The following is a 19,693-nucleotide window of genomic DNA, read 5'->3' on the forward strand; positions in this document are numbered from 1 at the left end:
CGGTTGCCGGCGGCTCCGTGCCCCACGCCATGTCGCCTCCCACGCCTGTCGGTAGGCCCGTGGGCTTCCCAGTTCCGGGCGGTCTATTCCGCCGGTCGGGGCGGGGTGCGGCGGGTCAGCCGATGCGCAGGCCGAGGGCCTGGGCGATGACGACGGCCTGATCGGCGTCGATGATGGCGCCGGACAGGCGTACGGCCGACGGGTCGAGCGCGGTGAGGTCGCTGCCGCGCAGGTCGGTGCCGGACAGGTCGGCGCCGGTGAGGGTGGCCGCCGACAGGTCGACGCCGGTCAGGGTGGCGCCGGTGCAGTCGGCGCGGGACAGGTCGACCTCGCGCATGCGTACGTCGGTGAACGTGACCCCGCGCAGGTCGGCGCCGGTCAGCGTGACGAAGGACCAGTCGCCGCCGGTCACCCGCAGCGGGCGGGTGCCGCAGTCGGTGATGGTGCTGCCGGTGAGCTTGCAGCCGGTGAACTCGGCGTCGAAGAGTTCGCTGCGTTCGATGACGCACCGCACCAGGGCGGTGTCGTGGTGGCGGGAGGCGTTGAACCGTACGTTGGCGAAGGTGCATCCGGTGAAGGTGACCCGGCGGGTGGTCGCCTCGGTCAGGTCGACGCGTCGGAAGGTGCATCCGGAGTAGACGCGGTCGACCATGTCCTCGCCGTACCAGTCCTCGTCGGCGAACTCGCGCCCCTCCACCACCAGTTCGGGCATGGCTGACACGGTAGCGCCCGCCGGACGGTGGAGGTGGAGTCGGGGGTTCGTCCGATCCCGACACCGGCTGTTAGGACGAGCAACTTCACTGTAAGGACTACTTACTAATTCACATGCCTCTTACTAGCGTGACTGCCAGCGCGCACGGACCGGTCGCCCGAGCAACCGGATCGCCCGGCCGCGTACGCAGACGAGGGGCTGACATGCTGACCCACCCGGCGCACGCCCGCCACACCCTGATCGAGGTCGCGGACCTGCGGCAGGACCCGCCGCCCCAGGCGGTACGCGGCCACGAGCGGGCGCTGCGCACCGTCGTCGACTGGGCCCGGGAGTACCTGTGCCAACCGCACCCCGACCTCGGGCGCACCGGCAACGTCTGCCCGTACGCCCAGGGTTCGCTGGACCGCGACGTCTTCCACCTGGCGGTGGCCCCCGGCCGCACACACGCCCCCGCCGACCTGGACCGGCTGCTGGTCACCTACCGGGACTGGTTCGTCGACCTCGCCGCGCGTCGCGGATCCGCCGCGCAGTTCTCCACCATCCTGATCGTCTTCCCGGACCTGCTGCCCGACGACGTACCCCTCGTGGTCGACCGCACCCAGGATCGGCTCAAGTCGCGGTTCGTGGCGCACGGGCTGATGCTCGGCGAGTTCCACGACGGCCCGCCGGCCAAGGGCGGGCTGTGGAACCCGGACTTCCCGGCGCTGCGCTGCCCGGTCCCGCTGCTGGCGATCCGGCACATGGTGCCGACCGACTTCCTCTTCCTGCGCGACGACCCGGACCACGTACGCGCCTACCTGGCCCGCCACGCCGGCCAGATCCCGCCGCACCTGCGGGCGACCGTACGCGACGCCGTCGACCGCTTCGGACTCGAGCCCGTCGCCGGCGGTGCCGGTGCGCGCTGAGCCCCCGACGACGGTGCCGGCCCTGCTGGCGGCGCGGGCCGACGACGAGCCGGACCGGGTCGCACTGGTGCTCGACGGGGTGGGGACCCTCACCTTCGGACAGTGGCGGGCCCGCGCCGACGCGGGCGCCCACGAACTGCGCGACCGCGGGGTGGGCCGGGGCGACCGGATCGGGCTCGTCTTCGGCGGGCCGGACTGGCTCGACTTCGCGGTCGGGTACGCCGCGGTGACCGCGGCCGGCGGGGTCGCCGTACCGCTGTCGGACCGGACCCCGGCCGCCGCCGACCTGCTCGCCGGCTGCGGCGCCACCGGCGTGCTGCACGCCGGCACGGCACCGCGGGGTCCATGGTGGACGGTGCACGCGGACGGGCTGGGCCGGACCGCCTCCCCCGGCCCGCCCGACGGCGACGTACGCCCCGGCGACCTGGCCCAGATCGTGCACACCTCGGGCACCACCGGCCGGCCGAAAGGGGTGGCCGCCACCCACGCCAACCTGACGTTCGGCGCCGCCCCGCGCCCGCGGCGCCGGCCACTGGCGCACTCCCGGCACTTCGTGCACGCCTTCCCGATCGGCACCAACGCCGCGCAGACCATGCTGGTCCAGGCGCTGACCGCCCGGCCGGCCGCCGTGGTGGCGCCCCACTTCGACGCCGACGGCTTCGCCGCGCTGGTCGCCCGGCACCGGGCCGGGACCGTCTTCGTGGTGCCGTCGATGGCGATCGACCTCCTGCGCGCCCGCGTGGCCGAGCGGCACGACCTGTCCGACGTACTGCTGGTCGCCTCGACCGGCGCGGCGCTGCCACCCGCGGTGGCCCGCGACCTCACCACCGCCCTGCCCGGCGCCACGGTCGTCAACAACTACACCTCGACCGAGGCCGCCCCGGCCCACACCACCGTCGTCTACGACCCGGACCGGCCGACCGCGCTCGGCCGGCCGGCCGCCGGTGCCGAACTGCGGATCACCGACCAGGACGGGGTGCCGCTGCCGGCCGGCGCGACCGGCGAGGTGTGGCTGCGGGCCGACACCGTGCCCCGGACGTACTTCGGCGACCCGGCGGCCAGTGCCAGGGTCTTCCGCGACGGCTGGGTCCGGATGGGCGACCTCGGCCACCTCGACGCCGACGGCTACCTGCACCTGGTCGACCGGGACGGCGACACCGTCAAGACCGGCGGGTTCAAGGTGTCGACGCTGCACGTCGAGTCGGTGCTCTTCGACCACCCCGACGTCGCCGACGCGGCCGTGGTCGGCCTGCCGCACGCCACGCTGGGCGCGATGGTCGCCGCCGCGGTGGTGCCCGGCCGCCCGGTCACCGCCGACGCGCTACGGGCCCACCTGGCCGAGCGACTCGCCCCGCAGGAACGGCCGCTGCGGCTGCTGCTGGTCGACGCGCTGCCGCGCAACGACGGCGGCAAGGTGGTCCGGGCCGCGCTGCGCGACCTGTTCGCCCGGCGGCCCGACGACGCCGACGGGGCGCCGGTGACGGCGGCGGAACGTACCCTGGCCGCGCTGTGGGGCCGGGTGCTCGGGGTGCCGTCGGCCGGCCGGCACGACGACTTCTTCGCGCTCGGCGGCGACTCGCTCAAGGCCGCCCAGATCGCCACGCTGGCCGCCGCCGAGTTCGGCGTCGCCGTACCGGCCTCGGTGGTGTTCGACCGGCCGGTGCTGGCCGCGCAGGCCGGCTGGCTGGCCGCCGCGACCACCGCCGGGCCGGCGGTGGAGATTGCGGAGACGGCAGCACCGGCGGCGACGGCCGCGCCGGAGACGAACGGCGACGGCGGGCGGGACATGCCGCTCACCGCCCAGCAGGACAACTTCCTGGCCTGGATGTACGCCACCGACGAGCCCCGCGACCCGGGCCCGATCAGCGTCGCGATCCGGATCACCGACGACCTCGACCCGGCCCTGCTGGAGGCGGCGCTGGGCGTGCTGGTGGCCCGGCACGAGGCGCTGCGCACCGTGTTCCGCGCGGCCGGCGGGGCACCTCGCGGCCACCTGCTCGCCGACTGCCCGCCGGCGGTGACGGTCACCGCCGCCGACGACGAGGCACACGCCGCGCAACTGGTGTGCGCCGACCGGGAACTGCGGTTCGGGCTGGATCAGGGGCCGCTGGTACGGGCGGTCGTGGTCCGGCTCGGCGACGCCGACCACGTGCTCGGGCTCGCCGTGCACCACCTGGTCTTCGACGGCTGGTCGATGGGGGTGCTGCTACGCGAACTCGGCCTGGTCTACTCGGCGCTGCGCACCGGCCGCCGGCCCGTCCTGCCGGCGCCGCCGGTGCCGTACGTCGAGGCGGTGGCCTGGACCCGGGCGCAGTGGCCGCGCACCCGCCGCTACTGGCTGGACCGCCTCGACGGGGCGCCGGCCGTCGTCGCGCCGTTCCCGGGCCGGCGGCACGCCGTCCGGCTGCACAGCGACTCGCTGGAGTTCCGGGTCGACGCGGACGCCGCCGGCCGGCTGCGGGCCCTGGCCAGGGACCGGGGCGCCAGCACGGCGATGCTGGTCACGGCGGCGTGGGCGGCGGTGCTGACCGGGTGGAGCGGGGTGCCGGACCTGGTCGTCATGTCCCCGGTCCCGGGGCGCGGCCGGCCGGAGTTCGAGGTGCTGGTCGGCTGCCTGGTGCAGTCGCTGCCGCTGCGGATCGACGCCGGCGGCGACCCGACCTTCGCCGACCTGCTCGACCGGGTACGCGCCACCACGCTCGCCGCCGTCGACCACCAGTACTACCCGTTCGCCGAGTTCTACGCCCGCTTCCCGGCCGCCGCCTGGCTGCGCTTCGAGAGCTGGGGCGGCGACCCGCACTTCCCCGGCCTGATCTCGCAGGGGTTCCCGCTGCCGCGCGCGCTGGACGCCGACTGGCCGACCCCGGACGGGCAGCCGGACCTCGGCGTACCGGAGCTGGCGGTGGTCGAACAGCCGGACGGTTCGCTGTCCGGCTGGCTGCTGTGGAACTCGTACGCCTTCGACCGGTCCACCCCGCGCCGGCTCGCCGCCGGCCTGCTGCGCCTGCTGCACGCGCTGCCGGCCGGCGCCACGACACCGGTGTCGGAGCTGACCGGCGAGCGCTTCCCGGAGACGGAGGTAGTGTGACCACTGTGGACTTACCGCGACTCGGTCCGGCTTCGGCCGCCCAGCACGGGCTGTGGTTCACCGAGCGGATCGGTGCGGCCGGGTCGGCCTACCACATGCCGCTGCCGGTACGGCTGTCCGGCGCGCTCGACGCCGACGCGCTCGCCGACGCCTGCGACGCCGTCGTACGGCGGCATCCGGTGCTGGCGTACGCCTTCGACGACACCGACGGCGAGCTGGCGCTGGTCGCCGCCGGCCCGCCCCGGCTGACCCGGCGGGAGGTGCGGCCCGCCGACGTCGCCGCCGTGGTCCGGGCCGAGACGTTGCGCCCGTTCGACCTCCGGCGCGGCCCGCTGGTCCGGTTCACCCTGCTCGGCCTGGCCCCGACCGAGCACCTGCTGCTCGTCGTCGCCCACCACCTGGTCTTCGACGGCGGGTCCAAGGACGTGCTGCTGCGCGAGCTGGCGGCGGCGTACGGCGCCCGGGTCACCGGCGCGACCGGTGCGCCCATCCCGCCGGTGCCGTACGCCGGGCACGCCGCCGACGAGGCGGCCCGGATCGCCGCCACCCTGCCCGCCGCCCGCGAGTTCTGGGCGGACCGCTGGCGGGAGCCGGCCCCGGTGGTGCTGCCGGGGCTGACCCGCGTGCCGGACGGGGTCGAGCCCGGCGAGGCCGTCGAGTTCGACCTGACCCCGGCCCGGCGGTCGGCGCTGGCCGGCTGCGCCGACCGGTCCGGGCACACCCGCTTCGAGGTGCTGCTCGCCGCCGTGCAGGCCGTCCTGCACCGCTACGGCAACGCCGCGCCGACGGTCGCCGTCGACCTCGGTACGCGTACCGCCGCGACCCGCGACGCGATCGGGCTGTTCGTCAACGAGCTGCCGGTGGCCGTCCACCCCGACCCGGACCGGCCGTTCGCCGACCTGGTCGCCGCCACCCGCGCCGAACTGCGCCGCACCTACCCGGTCCGGGTGGTGCCGCTGGCCCGCGCCGTCGACGGGCTGCGGCCCCGGCCGGCGCTGGCACCGGTGTCGGTCAGCTACCGGCGCCGCACCGGCCCCGACCCGGTCTTCGCCGGGCTGCGCACCGAGGTCCGCTGGACCGCGTTCAACCACGCCGCCCGCAACGCCCTGCACGTGCAGGTGGTCGACGGCCCGGACCGGACCACGGTCAACCTCCAGCACGCCGTCGGCGGCGTCGACCGGGACAGCGTCGACCGGATCGCCGGGCACCTGACCACACTGCTCGACGCGGCGACCGCCGCACCGGACACCCCGCTGCGCGCGCTGCCGGTGCTCGGCGAGCCGGAACGCCGCCTGCTGCTGGCCGGCTGGCAGTCGACGGCCGAGCCGGCCGCGCCGGCCACCGACCGCCTCGCCCCGGCGACCGGCCATCTCGCCCCAGCCACCGGCCGGGCGGCCGGCCCGCTGACGGGGACGGTGCCCGAGCTGGTCGCCGGCTGGGCGGCGGCCACCCCGGACGCGCCCGCGGTCGTCTTCGCCGGTGCGGTGACGACGTACGCCGAACTGGACCGGGCCGCCGCCGCGCTCGCCGGCCGGCTGCGGGCCGCCGGCGCCGGCCCCGGCACCCGGGTCGCGGTCCGGCTGCGGCGGTCGCCGGACCTGCTCGCCGGGCTGCTCGCGGTGCTGCGCACCGGTGCCGCGTACGTGCCGCTGGACCCCGACCACCCGCCGGCCCGGCGGGCGTACGTGCTCGACGACACCACCCCGGCGGTGCTGCTGACCGCCGCCGGCACCGCCGACGACCCGGCCACGCACCGGCCGGTGGTGGTCCACGTCGACGCCCCGTCCGGCCCGGCCACCGGACCGGACGTGCTCGCCGCCGACCCGGACGCGGTCGCGTACGTGGTGCACACCTCCGGCTCCACCGGCCGGCCCAAGGGCGTCGAGGTCACCCACCGGTCGCTGGCGCACCTGCTGGACGCGATGCGCGCCGTCCTCACCAGCGGCCCCGCCGACGGCTGGCTGGCGCTGGCCTCGGCGACGTTCGACATGGCCAAGCCGGAACTGTTCCTGCCGCTGGTCACCGGCGGCCGGATCGTGCTCGCCGCCGGCGACGACACCCGCGACGGCGCCGCCCTGCTCGACCTGGTCCGCCGGCACGGGGTCAGCCACGTGCACGCCACCCCGACGACGTGGCGGCTGCTGCTCGACGCCGGTCTCGCCGAGCCGGTCGTGGCGCTGTGCGGCGCCGAGCCGCTGCCACCCGCGCTCGCCCGCGAGCTGCGGCCCCGGGTGCGCCGGCTGTTCAACCTGTACGGGCCGACCGAGGCCACCGTCTGGGCGACCGTGGCCGAACTGCCCGACCCGGTCGACGCGGTCACCATCGGCCGGCCGCTGCCCGGCGCCCGGGCCTACGTGCTCGACCCGCTGCTGCGGCCGGCCCCGGTCGGCGTACCCGGGGAGATCCACATCGCCGGGACCGGGGTGGCGCGCGGCTACCTGCACCGGCCCGGGCTGACCGCGGCCCGTTTCCGGCCCGACCCGTACGGCCCGCCCGGCTCGCGCCTCTACGCCACCGGTGACCTGGGCCGGTGGCGCCCGGACGGGCGGCTGGAGTTCCTCGGCCGCATCGACCGGCAGGTGAAGGTACGCGGGCACCGGGTCGAGCCGGGCGAGATCGAGGCGACCCTGGACGGGCATCCGGACGTGCACCGCTCCGCGGTCGTGCTCCGCGCCGACGACGGCCGGCCGCGCCTGGTCGCGTACGTCGAGTTCCGGCCCGGCCGGCAGGTGACCGACGCCGACCTGCGCCGGTTCCTGCGCGAGACGCTGCCGGGCTGGATGGTGCCGGAGGTGGTGGTGCCGCTGGCGGCGCTGCCGACCACGCCGAACGGCAAGCTCGACCGGGCCGCGCTGCCGGCCCCGGCCACCGTGCCGGCGCCGGCCGAGGCGGAGCCGGAGCCGGACGGGGCAGAACCGGCGGCGGACGGGGCAGAACCGGAGCCGGACGGGCTGGGCGCCGCCGTCACCGAGATCTGGCGGCAGGTGCTGCGGGTGGACCGGATCAGCCCGCACGACGACCTCTTCGACGACCTGGGCGGGCACTCGCTCAGCGTCACCCAGATCGCCGCCCGGATGCGCCGGCAGCTCGGCGTCGACCTGCCGCTGCACGTCTTCTTCGACACCCCGACGGTCGCCGGCGTCCTCGCCGCCGTCGCCGGGGACGACAGCCTGCCCGACGCCGACGACCCACGACGGCCATGAACGAACACCACTATCACCGAGGAGGCCGTCCCATGCCGACCACCACCACCCCGGCGGGCGCGGACCGACCCGGCCACGGCGGCGTGGCCGCCCTGTCACCGCAGCGCCAGGAACTCCTGGCCCGCAGGCTGGCCCAGCTCGGCCTGGGCAGCGCCGCCGAGCCGGCCATCCCGCGGGTACCCCGCACCGGGGGCGAGCAGAGCTTCGCCTGCTCGTCCGGGCAGCAGCGGATGTGGCTGGCCGCCCAGTACGACCCGGCCGACCCGTCGTTCCACGTCGCCATGTCACAGCGGCTCACCGGCACCCTCGACGTCGGCGCGCTGCGGGCGGCGCTGCGCGACCTGGTCGCCCGGCACGAGGTGCTGCGCACCGTCTACGTCGGCGTCGACGGCGAGCCCCGCCAGGTGGTCCGGCCGACCGGCGACGTCCCGGTGACCGAGGTCGACCTGCGGCACCTGCCGGCCGACGGGCGCGAGGACCGGGCCCGCGAACTGGCCCGGGACGCCTTCGCGGTGCCGTTCGACCTGGCCGCCGGACCGGTGCTGCGGGCATCGCTGTTCCGGCTCGCCGACGACGACCACGTGCTGCTGGCGACCAGCCACCACATCGCGATCGACGGCTGGTCGATCGGCAACGCGTTGCGCGAACTCGCCGCCCTCTACGCGTGGCGGATCGACGGCGGCACCGGCACCCCGCCCCTGCCCGAGCTGCCGGTCCAGTACGCCGACTACGCGCAGTGGCAGCACGACGGCACGGCCGGCGGCGCCCTTTCGCCGGGGCTGGCGTACTGGCGCGAGCACCTGGCGGCGCCCCGGGCCGACGCGCACCTGCCGATCGCCCGCAAGCACGCCGGACCGGCCCGTGCCGGCGGCGCGAAGGTGCACCTGACGATCGGCCCGGACCTGGTCGAGGGGCTGCGTACGGCGGCCGGCGGGGCGCGCGGCACCACCCCGTTCGTCACCCTGCTCACCACGTTCAAGGCGCTGCTGGCCCGCTACACCGGGCAGCGGGACGTCACCGTCGGCACCCTGGTCGCGGCCCGTACCCACGTGGAGCTGGAACCGCTGATCGGCTACTTCGCCAACCCGATCGCGATGCGTACCGACGTCGACCCCGACCTGACGTTCGCGCAGACCGCCGGCCGGGTACGGCGGGCCGTCATCGACGGCTTCGCCCACCAGAACGTGCCGTTCGACACGGTCGTGCAGGACCTGGCGCCGCGCCGGGACGCCGACCGGCACCCGTTCTTCCAGACCGCGGTGATCCTGCACAACTTCACCGGCGGCGGCCCGTCGGCGTGGCCAGGCCTGGCGGTGTCGTGGTGGGACAGCCAGCTCGACGACATGCTCTTCGACCTGACCCTGGTCGGGGTGCCGCAGCCCGACGGCGGGCTGGAACTCACCTTCTCCTACCGCACCGAGGTCTTCGACGCGCCCGACGTCGACCGGTTCGCCGGGCACTTCCGGCAACTGCTCGCCGCCGTGGTCGCCGACCCGGCCCGGCCGCTCGGCGACGTGCCGCTGCTCACCGACGACGAGCGGCGACGCGCCCTGTCCGACTGGCAGGGGCCGGCGCGCGAGATGGCGGCGGCCGGCTTCACCGAGCTGTTCGCCGCCTCGTGCGCCCGCACCCCGGACGCGGTCGCGGTCGGTGACGCCGGGGGCGAGCTGACGTACCGGGAACTCGACGCCCGCGCCGACCGGCTCGCCGCGCTGCTGCGCGGGCGCGGGGTCGGACCGGAGACCCCGGTCGGGATCTGCCTGGACCGGTCGGCGGCGATGCTGGTCGCGATGCTCGGCGTGTGGCGGGCCGGCGGCGCGTACGTGCCGCTGGACCCGGCGTTCCCGGCGGACCGGCTGCGGCTGATGGTCGACGACGCGGGCGTGGACGTGCTGGTGACCCAGCGGTCGGTCCGGGACCGGCTGCCCGACCTGTGCGCCGGCCCCGGCGTGGTCTGCCTCGACGACGGGCCGGACGCCGCCCCCGGTGACGTCGTGCCCACGGGCACGCCGCCGCGCGCCGACCAGCTCGCGTACGTCATCTACACCTCCGGGTCCACCGGCCGGCCCAAGGGCGTCGAGGTCACCCACGGCGCGGTCGCCAACCTGCTGCTGTCGTTCCGCGACGGGCTCGGCCTCACCGGCGACGACCGGCTGCTCGCCGTCACCACGCTGTCGTTCGACATCTCCGTGCTCGAACTGCTGCTGCCGCTGGTCTGCGGGGCCCGGGTGCTGGTCGCCACCTCCACCGAGGTGGTCGACGGGGCGGCGCTGCGGGCGCGGGCCGAACGGGACCGGGCGACGGTGTTGCAGGCCACCCCGGCGACCTGGCGGATGCTGCTGTCCGCCGGCGGGGTGCCGGCCGGCGTACGGCACCGGCTGTGCGGCGGCGAGGCGTTCTCCCGCGACCTGGCCGCGGAGCTGGCCGGCGGCCAGCTGTGGAACGTGTACGGCCCGACCGAGACGACGGTGTGGTCGGCGGCCGGTGTCGTCGAGCCCGGCGACGGGCCGATCGCCATCGGGCCGCCGATCGACAACACCCGCATCCACCTGCTCGACGGCCGGGGCCAGCCGGTGCCGGTCGGCGTCGCCGGCGAGGTCCACATCGGCGGGCTCGGCCTGGCCCGCGGCTACCGGGACCGGCCCGCGCTGACCGCCGAACGCTTCGTGCCGGACCCGTTCGGCGACACGCCGGGCGGCCGCCTGTACGCCACCGGCGACCTGGCCCGCTACCTGCCGGACGGGCGGCTGGAGTTCCTCGGCCGCGGCGACCACCAGGTGAAGGTGCGTGGCTTCCGGGTCGAGCTCGGCGAGATCGAGGTGGCGCTGCGGGCGCAGGACGGCGTCCGCGACGCGGCGGTGACCGCCTGGCACGGCACCGAAGACGGCGACGCCCGCCTGGTCGGGTACGCCGTCGCCGACGACCCCGGCGCCGACCCGGCGGCGCTGTGGACCGCCGTCCAGCCCGGCCTGGCCGCCCGGTTGCCCGGGTACATGGTGCCGGCGACCCTGGTCGTCCTCGACGCGCTGCCACTGACCCCGAACGGCAAGGTCGACCGGCGGGCGCTGCCGGCACCCGACTGGGGCGCGGCCGACGCCACCCCGTACATCGCCCCGCGCGACCTCGTCGAGGCGGCCGTCGTCCGGATCTGGGAGGAGGTCCTCGACGTGCGGCCGATCGGTGTCGACGCCGACTTCTTCGCCCTCGGCGGGCACTCGCTGCTCGCCGAGCGGGTGCTGGCCCGGGTACGGGCGTACTTCCAGCTGGAGGCGCCGACCCGGGCCCTGTTCGAGGCACCGACCGTGGCCGGTCTGGCCGCCGCGCTGGCCGACCTCGAACCGGTGCCCGGCCAGGTCGCGGCGGTCGCCGAACTGCGGGCGCAGATCGAGTCGATGTCGCCCGAGGCAGTGGAACTCATGCTCGCCGAGGAGGGCGGTCGGTGACCGCGTCGACCGACCAGCTGCTGGCCGTCCTGCTCGCCCGGCGCGGTATCGAGGTCGCCGGCACGCAGGCGATCCGGCCCGGTGACCGCGGCGGGGACCTGCCGCTGTCCCCGGCGCAGCAGCGGATCTGGTTCCTCGACCGGCTCGGCGTCGGCGACTCGACCTACCTGATGGGTGGCGCGCACCGGCTCACCGGGCCGGTCGACCCGGACGCGCTGGCCGGGGCGCTGCGGCTGCTGGTGCGCCGGCACGAGCCGCTGCGGACCCGGTTCACCGACCACGACGGCCACCCGGTGCAGCAGATCCTGGCCGCCACCGACCCGCGCGCCGTCGTACCGCTGCCGGTCGTCGACCTGGGCGACCTGCCGGCCGCGACCCGCGACAGCCGGCTGCGCCGGCTGGCCGGGTACGAACTCGGCCGCCCGTTCGACCTGCGGGAGGCGCCGCTGGTGCGGGCCGTCCTGGTCCGGCTGGCCGCCGACGACCACGTGCTGCTGCTCACGTTCCACCACATCGTCTGCGACGACGTGTCGGCCGGGGTGCTGTTCGCCGACCTGATGGCCGGGTACGTCGCCCTGGCCGCCGGCCGCGCCCCGGACCTGCCGCCGCTGCCGGTGCAGTACGCCGACTACGTACGGTGGCTCGGCGAGCGTGACCCGGGTGTCGTCGCCGGCCAGGAGGCGTACTGGCGGGAGCGGCTCGCCGGTGCCCCGGCCCACCTCGACCTGCCGACCGACCGGCCCCGGCCGGACCGGCCACGGTCACCGGCCGGCAGCCACCCGTTCCGGCTGTCCGGCCGGCTCACCGCGGCGGTCGAGGCGCTGCGCCAGCGCGAGGACTGCACCACGTTCACCGTGCTGCTGGCCGCGTTCAAGATCGTGCTGGCCCGGCACAGCGGCCAGGACGACCTCGTCGTCGGCGTACCGGCGGCCAACCGGTCGCTGCCGGAACTCGAGTCGATGGTCGGCATGTTCGTCAACACCCTGGCGCTGCGCACCGACCTGGGTGGCGAACCGACGCTGCGCGAGGTGCTGCGCCGGGTCCGGCAGACCGGCCTCGGCGGGCTCGGGCACCGCGACGTGCCGCTGGAACGCGTCGCCGAACTGGTCCGGCCGGACCGGGGCGCCGGCCGGCAGCCGCTGTTCCAGGTGATGTTCGTGCTCAACGGCGGGCCGGGGGCGAAGCGGCCGCCGGCACCGGGCGGCGGCCTGACCGTGGCGCCGGCCGGGCTCGGCGGCGGCACCGCCCGCTTCGACCTGACGCTGCTGATGGTCGACGGCGCCGGGCCGCTCGCCGGCCAGCTCGACTACGACGCCGAACTGTTCACCCCGGCGACCGTCGCCCGGCTGGCCGCCCACCTGGAGCTGGCCCTGACCGCGCTGGTCGACACCCCCGACCTGCGGCTCGGCGACCTCGCCCTGCACACCCCCGCCGACCTGGAACTGCTGCGCTCCGGGCTGTCCCCGGCGGCCGGCCCCGCGTCCGCCGCCCCGGCCGGATACGTCGACGACCTGATCGCGGCGCAGGCCGGCCGGACCCCGCACGCGCCGGCGGTGACCGGCGACGGCCAGGAGCTGACGTACGGCGACCTGCTGTCGCGGGCCGACCGGCTGGCCCGACGGCTGCGGGCGGCCGGCGTCGGCGGGCGGACGCCGGTCGGGATGGCGTTGCGGGCCGGGCCGGACGGCATCGTCGCGCTGCTGGCGATCCTGCGGGCCGGCGGCGCCTACCTGCCACTCGATCCGGGCCACCCGGTCGACCGGGTCGGCGGGCTGCTCGCCGACGCCGGGGCGACGGTCCTGGTCGGCGACGCGGCCGGCCGGGAGCGGCTGGCCGGGCTGCCGGTCACCTTCGTCGATGTCACGGACACCGGCGGTACGGCCGACGACGCCGGCCCGGAGCGCGAACGGCGGCCGGACGATCTCGCGTACGTCGTCTACACGTCGGGTTCGACCGGCCGGCCCAAGGGCGTGATGGTGACCCACCGTACGCTGACCGCCCTGGCGACCTCGTTCCGCGACGTCCACGCGTTCGGGCCTGGCCAGCGCATCCTGATGATCCCGCCACTGACCTTCGACGCCTCCGTCGGTGACGTGTTCCCGGCCCTGATCAGCGGCGCGGCGCTGCTGGTGCACCCCGACCCGGCGGCGCTCACCGGGCCGGCGCTGCTCGACCTGTGCGTGGCCGAGCGGATCACCGCCGTCGACGCCCCGGCGGCGCTGTGGCAGCGCTGGGTCGACGACCTCGCCGGCCACGAGGTCCCCGCCGACCTGCCGCTGACGGTGATGATGGTCGGCGGCGAGCGGGTGTCGGCCGACAAGCTCGACACCTGGCACCGGCTGACCGGCGGCCGGACCACGTTCTACAACCACTACGGGCCGACCGAGGCGACGGTGTGCGCCACCGTGCTGCGGTCCGCCGGTCCCGCCGACGGGTACGCCCCCGGCGGGCACCTGCCGGTCGGCCGGCCGCTGCCGCACGTGCGGGCGTACGTGCTGGACCGGCGGATGCGGCCGGCGCCGTACGGCGCCCCCGGCGAACTGCACCTCGGCGGCGACTGCCTGGCCCGCGGCTACCTGGGCCGGCCCGACCTGACCGCCACCGCGTTCGTACCCGACCCGTTCTCGGCCGTCCCCGGCGCGCGCCTCTACCGCACCGGTGACCTGGCCCGGGTCGGGCCGGACGGCCAGCTCGAGTTCCTCGGCCGGGTCGACCGGCAGTTGAAGATCCGCGGGCACCGGATCGAACCGGCCGAGATCGAGGCGGTCCTCGACGGGCACCCGGCCGTCGCCCGGTCGGTCGTCGTGGCCCGCGGGCAGCGGCTGGCCGCCTTCGTCGTACCGCGCGGAGCGGCGCCGGACGCCGACGACCTGCGCGCCTTCCTGCGGGCGCGGCTGCCGGAATACCTGGTCCCGGCGACGTTCACCGCACTGCCCCGGCTGCCGCTGACCGCGCACGGCAAGGTCGACCACGACCGGCTGCCCGCCGAGGTCCCGGACGACGGGCCGCCGTACGTCGCCCCGCGCACCCCCGCCGAGGTCACGGTGGCGCGGGTGTGGGCGCGGGCGCTGGGCCGCGACCGGGTCGGGGTCGCCGACGGCTTCTTCGACCTGGGCGGGCACTCGCTGCTGGCGGCGCCGGTGCTCAGCGAGGTGAACCGGCGGTTCGGCACCCGGCTGCCGCTGCGGGCGCTGTTCGAGGCGCCGCGGCTGGACACGTTCGCCGCCCTGGTCGACGCCGCCGTGGCCGACACCGGCGCGGCCGACACCGGCGCGGCCGACACCGGCGCGGTCCCGGCGGCCCCGGCACCGCGGCGGGTCGACCTGCGCGCCGAGGCGGACCTGCCCGACGACATACGCCCCGCCGGCCGGTACGTCCCGGCGGCCGACCCGGCCGGGGTGCTGCTGACCGGCGCGACCGGGTTCCTCGGCGCACACCTGCTCGACGACGTGCTGCGGCACACCACCGCCGACGTGTACTGCCTGGTCCGGGCCGGGTCCGAGGCCGCCGCGGTGGCCCGGATCGAGGCGAACCTGCGCCGGTACGGGCTCTGGCGGCCGGCGTACCCGGCCCGGATCGTCCCGGTCACCGGTGATCTCGCCGCGCCCCGGCTCGGGCTGGGCGCGCGGGACTTCGACGCGCTCGCCGACCGGGTCGACGTGGTGCTGCACAACGGCGGCACCGTCCACTTCGTACAGCCGTACGAGCGGCTGGCGCCGGCCAACGTCGCCGGGACCGTGGAGGTGCTGCGGCTGGCGTCCCGGGGGCGACCGAAGGCGGTGCACCACGTGTCGACGCTCGGCGTCTACCTGTGCCCGGCGTACGCGTCACGGACCGTGACCGAGGCGGTGCCGCCGGACGAGCCGGACGGCCTGCACGGCGGCTACAACGAGAGCAAGTGGGTCGCCGACCGGCTGGTCCGGGCCGCGCGGGAACGGGGCCTGCCGGTGTCGGTGCACCGGCCGGCGCGGATCACCGGCGACAGCCGCACCGGCGCCGGCAACGACGACGACTACTTCAGCCGACTGCTGCGGACCTTCGTCGACGTCGGTGCGGTGCCGGAACTGGGGTACGACGAGGACATGGCACCGGTCGACCTGGTGGCGGCGGCGATCGGCGGACTGTCGCGGCGGCCGGACGCGCTGGCCGGCGACCGGCACTACTACACGCCGGGGCTGTCGTATCCGGCGATCACGGAGGTGCTGCGCGGACTCGGCCGTCCGGTACGGCTGCTGCCGTACCGGCAGTGGCGGGCCGAGGTGGTGCGGGCCGGGGCCGGGGTGGCGCTCGGCCCGTTCGTGCCGACGCTGCCGGAGGAGGACGGTCCACGCGACCACCCGCTGTTCGACTGCACCGACACTCGACGGTCGACGACGGCGGCCGGCATCCCCGCCCCTCCTTCCCCCACCACCCTCCTGAACCGCTACCTCGACACCCTGCAACGGCCGTAGCGGGGGCACGGCCCCCGCCCCGCCGCCCGACCGCCCCGCGCCCGCCGCGCCCCGCCGCGTTGATCAAGGGGATGTAACAGACGAACCCGGTCAAGATCTTGACAACAAGTCCTTGATCAACGCGGCGGGCAACGCCGCGGACCGGCGGGGCGGGGTGGACGGGGCGAGCGAAGCGGCGGGCGGACAGGGTGGGCGGAGCGGCGGACAGGGCGGCGGGGCGGGCGGGGCGGACCGGGTCAGGCGATCGTGGAGCGGCGGACGGTGTCGGTGCCGTTGCCGTTGGAGGTGGTGAACCAGATGGCGTTGGTGCCCGGCACCTTCTCCACCGCGCGGATGCGGCCGTACGTGCCCTGCCAGTACACCGACGACGCGCCGATGCTGGTGCCGCTCAGTTCGAGCCGCCACAGCCGCTGGCCGCGCAGCGCGCCGAGGTAGATCGCGCCGTCGACGATCGCCAGGCCGCTGCACGAGCACTCGGCGGTGCTGCGCTGCCACTTCGGGCTCTCGTACGCCGGGTTGCCGCAGGTTCCCTCACAGACCGGCCAGCCGTAGTTGCGGCCGGGCAGGATCAGGTTGATCTCGTCCCAGGTGTTCTGGCCGAACTCGGCCGCCCACAGCCGGCCGGCGGAGTCCCACGAGATGCCCTGCGGGTTGCGGTGGCCGAGGCTGTAGACCCGGCTGCCGGCGGTCGGGTTGCCGGGGGCGGCGGCGCCGGTACGGGTGATCCGCAGGATCTTGCCGTTGAGCGAGGACGGGTTCTGCGCCAGGTTGGTCTGCTGGGCGTCGCCGGTGGTGACGTAGAGGTTGCCGTCGGGGCCGAACTTGAGCCGGCCGCCGTTGTGGGTCGAGGCGCGGACGATGCCGGTGAGGATCGGCGTCGAGCCGGCGGTCAGGCTGCTGCCGCCGGTGTAGGCCATCCGCACGACCCGGTTGTCGCTGCTGCTGGTGTGCATGAAGAAGACGTCCCGGTCGGTGCCGCCGTTCCAGGTGGGTGACACGGCGCAGCCGAGCAGGCCGCCCTCGCCGCCGGCGAGCACGCCGGGCACGGTGCCGAGCAGGGTCCGTACTCCGGCGGGGGTGAGCCGGTAGACCCGGCCGCTGTTGCGTTCGGTGACCAGCGCCGCCGCGCCGCCGGGGAGCCAGCAGACGTCCCAGGGGATGGTCAGGCCGCTGGTCAGCGTGGTCGGGGTCTGCGGCACGGCCAGGATCGACGCGCCGTGGCCGGGGTCGCGGGCGGGGGCGGCGCTCGCCGGGGCGGCGCTCGCCGGGGCGGCCGACGTGAGCACCATGACGGCGGCCAGCAGGGCGGCCGCGTACGACGTGGTTCGGACGATTCTCATGCCTTCTCCTCGGAGGGTGGGAGATCGGAAAGGCAACCGGATCATCTATCGGCATCCATCGATGCCATCTCGAGGATACGGACAGCTCAACCGGCACGCATCCCGACGATGCCGCTTTTCCGCCGACGACACCCGGGCCGGGACCGCCGGACGGAACAGGCGGCCGACGCGAGCGACGGGTCCACCCGCACGGGACGGAGGGGGATGGTGAGCCACCTGAGTTAATGCGGAGCATTGGGACCAAAGGGGCATTACGGAGAGTTTGCGGGTCCACCATGAAGCGACTCGACCGCGATCAGACCGTTACAGAATGTGACTCATGATCGAGGGAACGAGGTGGAGATCGTGAGAGTACGGCAACGCACCGCAGGGCCGGTGATCGTCGTCGCCGCCGCCCTGCCACTCATCCTGTCGAGTTGCACGAGCCGGACCGAGTCGAAGTCCGCACAGCAGGCACCGCCACCACCACCCACACTGGCCGTCACCCCCGCGGTCGACGCCCGCGACGTCCCGCTCAGTGCCGAGGTCGGCCTGGCGGTCTCCGGCGGGAAGATCACCGGCGTGACGCTCAGCGACAGCAAGGGGGCCGCGGTCGACGGCGCGATGCGTGACGACGGCACGTCCTGGATACCGAACCGCCCGCTGAATCCCAAGCAGGCGTACTCGGTGCAGGTCACGGCCGCCAACGACACCGGGCAGACGAGCACCTGGTCGAGCGCGTTCACCACGATGGCCAAGCCGACCAAGCTCCAGCAGAGCACGCTCTACTTCCAGAACAACATGACGTACGGCGTCGCGATGCCGGTGACGGTGGCGTTCGACCCCGGCATCCCCAAGGAGTCGCGGGCCGACGTACAGAAGCGTCTGTTCGTCACCACCGACCCGCCGCAGCCGGGCGCCTGGCACTGGGACGAGTCCGGCCGGCAGGTCTACTACCGGGCCCCGGACTTCTGGAAGACCGGGACCAAGATCAGCGTACGGTCGGCGCTGACCGGCGTGCCGATGGGCAAGAACGGTCACGGCGACGCCGACCGCACGGCCTCGGCCACCGTCGGCGACCACGTCACGATGGAGATCGACAACGCGACCAAGGAGATGTCGGTCTTCAAGGACAACCAGCTGGTCAAGAAGATCCCGGTGAGCATGGGCAAGCCGAGCACACCGACGTCCAGCGGCAAGATGGTGATCATGGAGAAGTTCGAGACGACGGTCTTCGACACCCGTGGCGACCCGAACGGCGGCTACGTGGTCCAGGTCAACGACGCCCAGCGGCTCACCTGGGGCGGCGAGTTCATCCACGCCGCGCCGTGGTCCGTCGGCGACCAGGGCGAGCGCAACGTCTCGCACGGCTGCACCAACGTCTCCAACGCCAACGCCGACTGGCTCATGAAGAACACCAACGTCGGCGACCTGGTCACCATCAAGGGCACCGAGGTCACACTCGACCCCGGCAACGGCTGGACCGCCTGGAACATGACCTGGGACGAGTACGTCAAGGGCAGCGCGCTTCCGGTGCCACCGGACCTGCGCCCGGCCGGCGAACAGGCGGCCAACCCCGGCGCCCCGGTGGCCGGCGCGCCACCCGCCGGCCCGCCCACCCCGGCCGCCCCGGCGACCCCGACCCCCGCCGGGGTCGGTGACTGAGGGCCGTACCGCACGGCGGCCGCGCTGACGGCGCCGCCCCACCGGCGCCAGGGCCGGGCCCCGGACACCTCCCACACCGATGTGGGAACGGCGTCCGGGGCCCGGCCCACTCACCGGTACGGGGCGAGCAGGTCGAGCACCGCCGCCGGGTCCTCCACGTGCGCGTTGTGCCCCAGCCCGGCCAGGGTCGCGGTGGGGGCGCCGAGCGCGGCGAGTTCGGCGTCGCCGACCATCGGGTCGTGCTCGCCGCGCGCCAGCACCACCGGCGCCCGGCAGCCGGCGAGCAGGGCCGGCATGTCCGGCGCGTCGACGGCGAAGGCGGCCGGGTCCATCGCCAGCCGCCACCGGCCGTCCCGCTCGACCAGGCCGGCGTCGACGGCCGGGCCCGCCTCGTCGACGAGCCCGGCCAGCCCGGAGACCCGCAGGTAACGGGCGGCGGCCTCGGCCCGCGACGGGAACCAGGTGACCGGCCGGTCGGCCAGCGCCGTCATCCGCGCCAGTTCGTCAGGCGTCCAGGTGACCTTCACGCCCAGCGCGACGACGGCCTCGACCCCGACCCCGGCGCCGGCCAGCGCCAGGCCGACCACCCCGCCGTACGAGTGGCCGAGCACGACGACCCGGTCACCGGGTCCGAGCGCGGCGGCGACCTCGGCCGCCACGGCCGGATACGGGTATCCGGAAAGCGGCGCCGCACGACCGTGGCCCGGCAGGTCGGGAGCCAGCCACCGGCCCGGCCACCCGCTCGCCAGCGGCGTACGCCAGCCCTCCCAGACCGCGCCCGTGGCGCCCATCCCGTGCAGCAGCAGGAGCACCCGGTGCCCGCTCCCGCCGCCGCGGACACGTACCTCGTGGACCATGCCGAGCAGTCTGCCACCGCGGGCCGGACCGCGCGCCCGCCGACCGGCGT

The 19,693-nt window shown here is 75.8% G+C and carries 9 protein-coding genes; 6 read left to right on the forward strand and 3 right to left on the reverse strand.

Translation table 11 applies throughout. The features are described from left to right. Positions 1-115: 115 nt before the first annotated feature. Positions 116-712, reverse strand: coding sequence for a pentapeptide repeat-containing protein (locus AB0I42_RS28930; RefSeq protein ID WP_357542094.1), 597 nt, complete (start codon positions 710-712; stop codon positions 116-118). Positions 713-915: 203 nt separating this feature from the next. Here AB0I42_RS28930 and AB0I42_RS28935 point away from each other — a divergent pair, with 203 nt between their 5' ends. From AB0I42_RS28935 to AB0I42_RS28955, 5 genes are read left to right on the forward strand one after another with little or no spacing between them, the layout of a single operon-like run. After that, positions 916-1,617: a DUF6875 domain-containing protein gene (locus AB0I42_RS28935; RefSeq protein WP_357542096.1), complete on the forward strand. Its 702-nt coding sequence runs from the start codon at positions 916-918 to the stop codon at positions 1,615-1,617. After that, positions 1,607-4,705: a condensation domain-containing protein gene (locus tag AB0I42_RS28940; RefSeq protein ID WP_357542098.1), complete on the forward strand. Its 3,099-nt coding sequence runs from the start codon at positions 1,607-1,609 to the stop codon at positions 4,703-4,705. Before AB0I42_RS28935 ends, AB0I42_RS28940 begins: the two co-directional genes overlap by 11 nt. Before the next feature lie 5 nt (positions 4,706-4,710). Next, positions 4,711-7,908: an amino acid adenylation domain-containing protein gene (locus tag AB0I42_RS28945; protein ID WP_357542100.1), complete on the forward strand. Its 3,198-nt coding sequence runs from the start codon at positions 4,711-4,713 to the stop codon at positions 7,906-7,908. A gap of 32 nt (positions 7,909-7,940) precedes the next feature. After that, complete coding sequence (locus AB0I42_RS28950; RefSeq protein ID WP_357542102.1) at positions 7,941-11,351, forward strand: amino acid adenylation domain-containing protein; 3,411 nt, start codon at positions 7,941-7,943, stop codon at positions 11,349-11,351. Further along, on the forward strand, positions 11,348-15,802 hold the full coding sequence (locus AB0I42_RS28955; protein ID WP_357542104.1) for an amino acid adenylation domain-containing protein: 4,455 nt from the start codon (positions 11,348-11,350) through the stop codon (positions 15,800-15,802). Before AB0I42_RS28950 ends, AB0I42_RS28955 begins: the two co-directional genes overlap by 4 nt. 236 nt (positions 15,803-16,038) lie before the next feature. On the opposite strand, the gene AB0I42_RS28960 is transcribed toward AB0I42_RS28955, so the two are convergent. Then, on the reverse strand, positions 16,039-17,142 hold the full coding sequence (locus AB0I42_RS28960) for a PQQ-dependent sugar dehydrogenase (protein ID WP_357542106.1): 1,104 nt from the start codon (positions 17,140-17,142) through the stop codon (positions 16,039-16,041). Between the two features lie 396 nt (positions 17,143-17,538). Between AB0I42_RS28960 and AB0I42_RS28965 the strand changes: the two genes are divergently transcribed. Further along, on the forward strand, positions 17,539-18,786 hold the full coding sequence (locus tag AB0I42_RS28965) for an Ig-like domain-containing protein (protein WP_357542173.1): 1,248 nt from the start codon (positions 17,539-17,541) through the stop codon (positions 18,784-18,786). Between the two features lie 110 nt (positions 18,787-18,896). Here the strand turns inward: AB0I42_RS28965 and AB0I42_RS28970 are convergent, their stop codons facing one another. Continuing rightward, positions 18,897-19,643, reverse strand: a complete 747-nt coding sequence (locus tag AB0I42_RS28970) for an alpha/beta hydrolase (RefSeq protein WP_357542108.1) — start codon at positions 19,641-19,643, stop codon at positions 18,897-18,899. Positions 19,644-19,693: the final 50 nt, after the last annotated feature.

Source organism: Polymorphospora sp. NPDC050346 (genome assembly GCF_040655695.1).
GTDB classification, from domain to species: Bacteria; Actinomycetota; Actinomycetes; order Mycobacteriales; family Micromonosporaceae; genus Polymorphospora; species Polymorphospora lycopeni.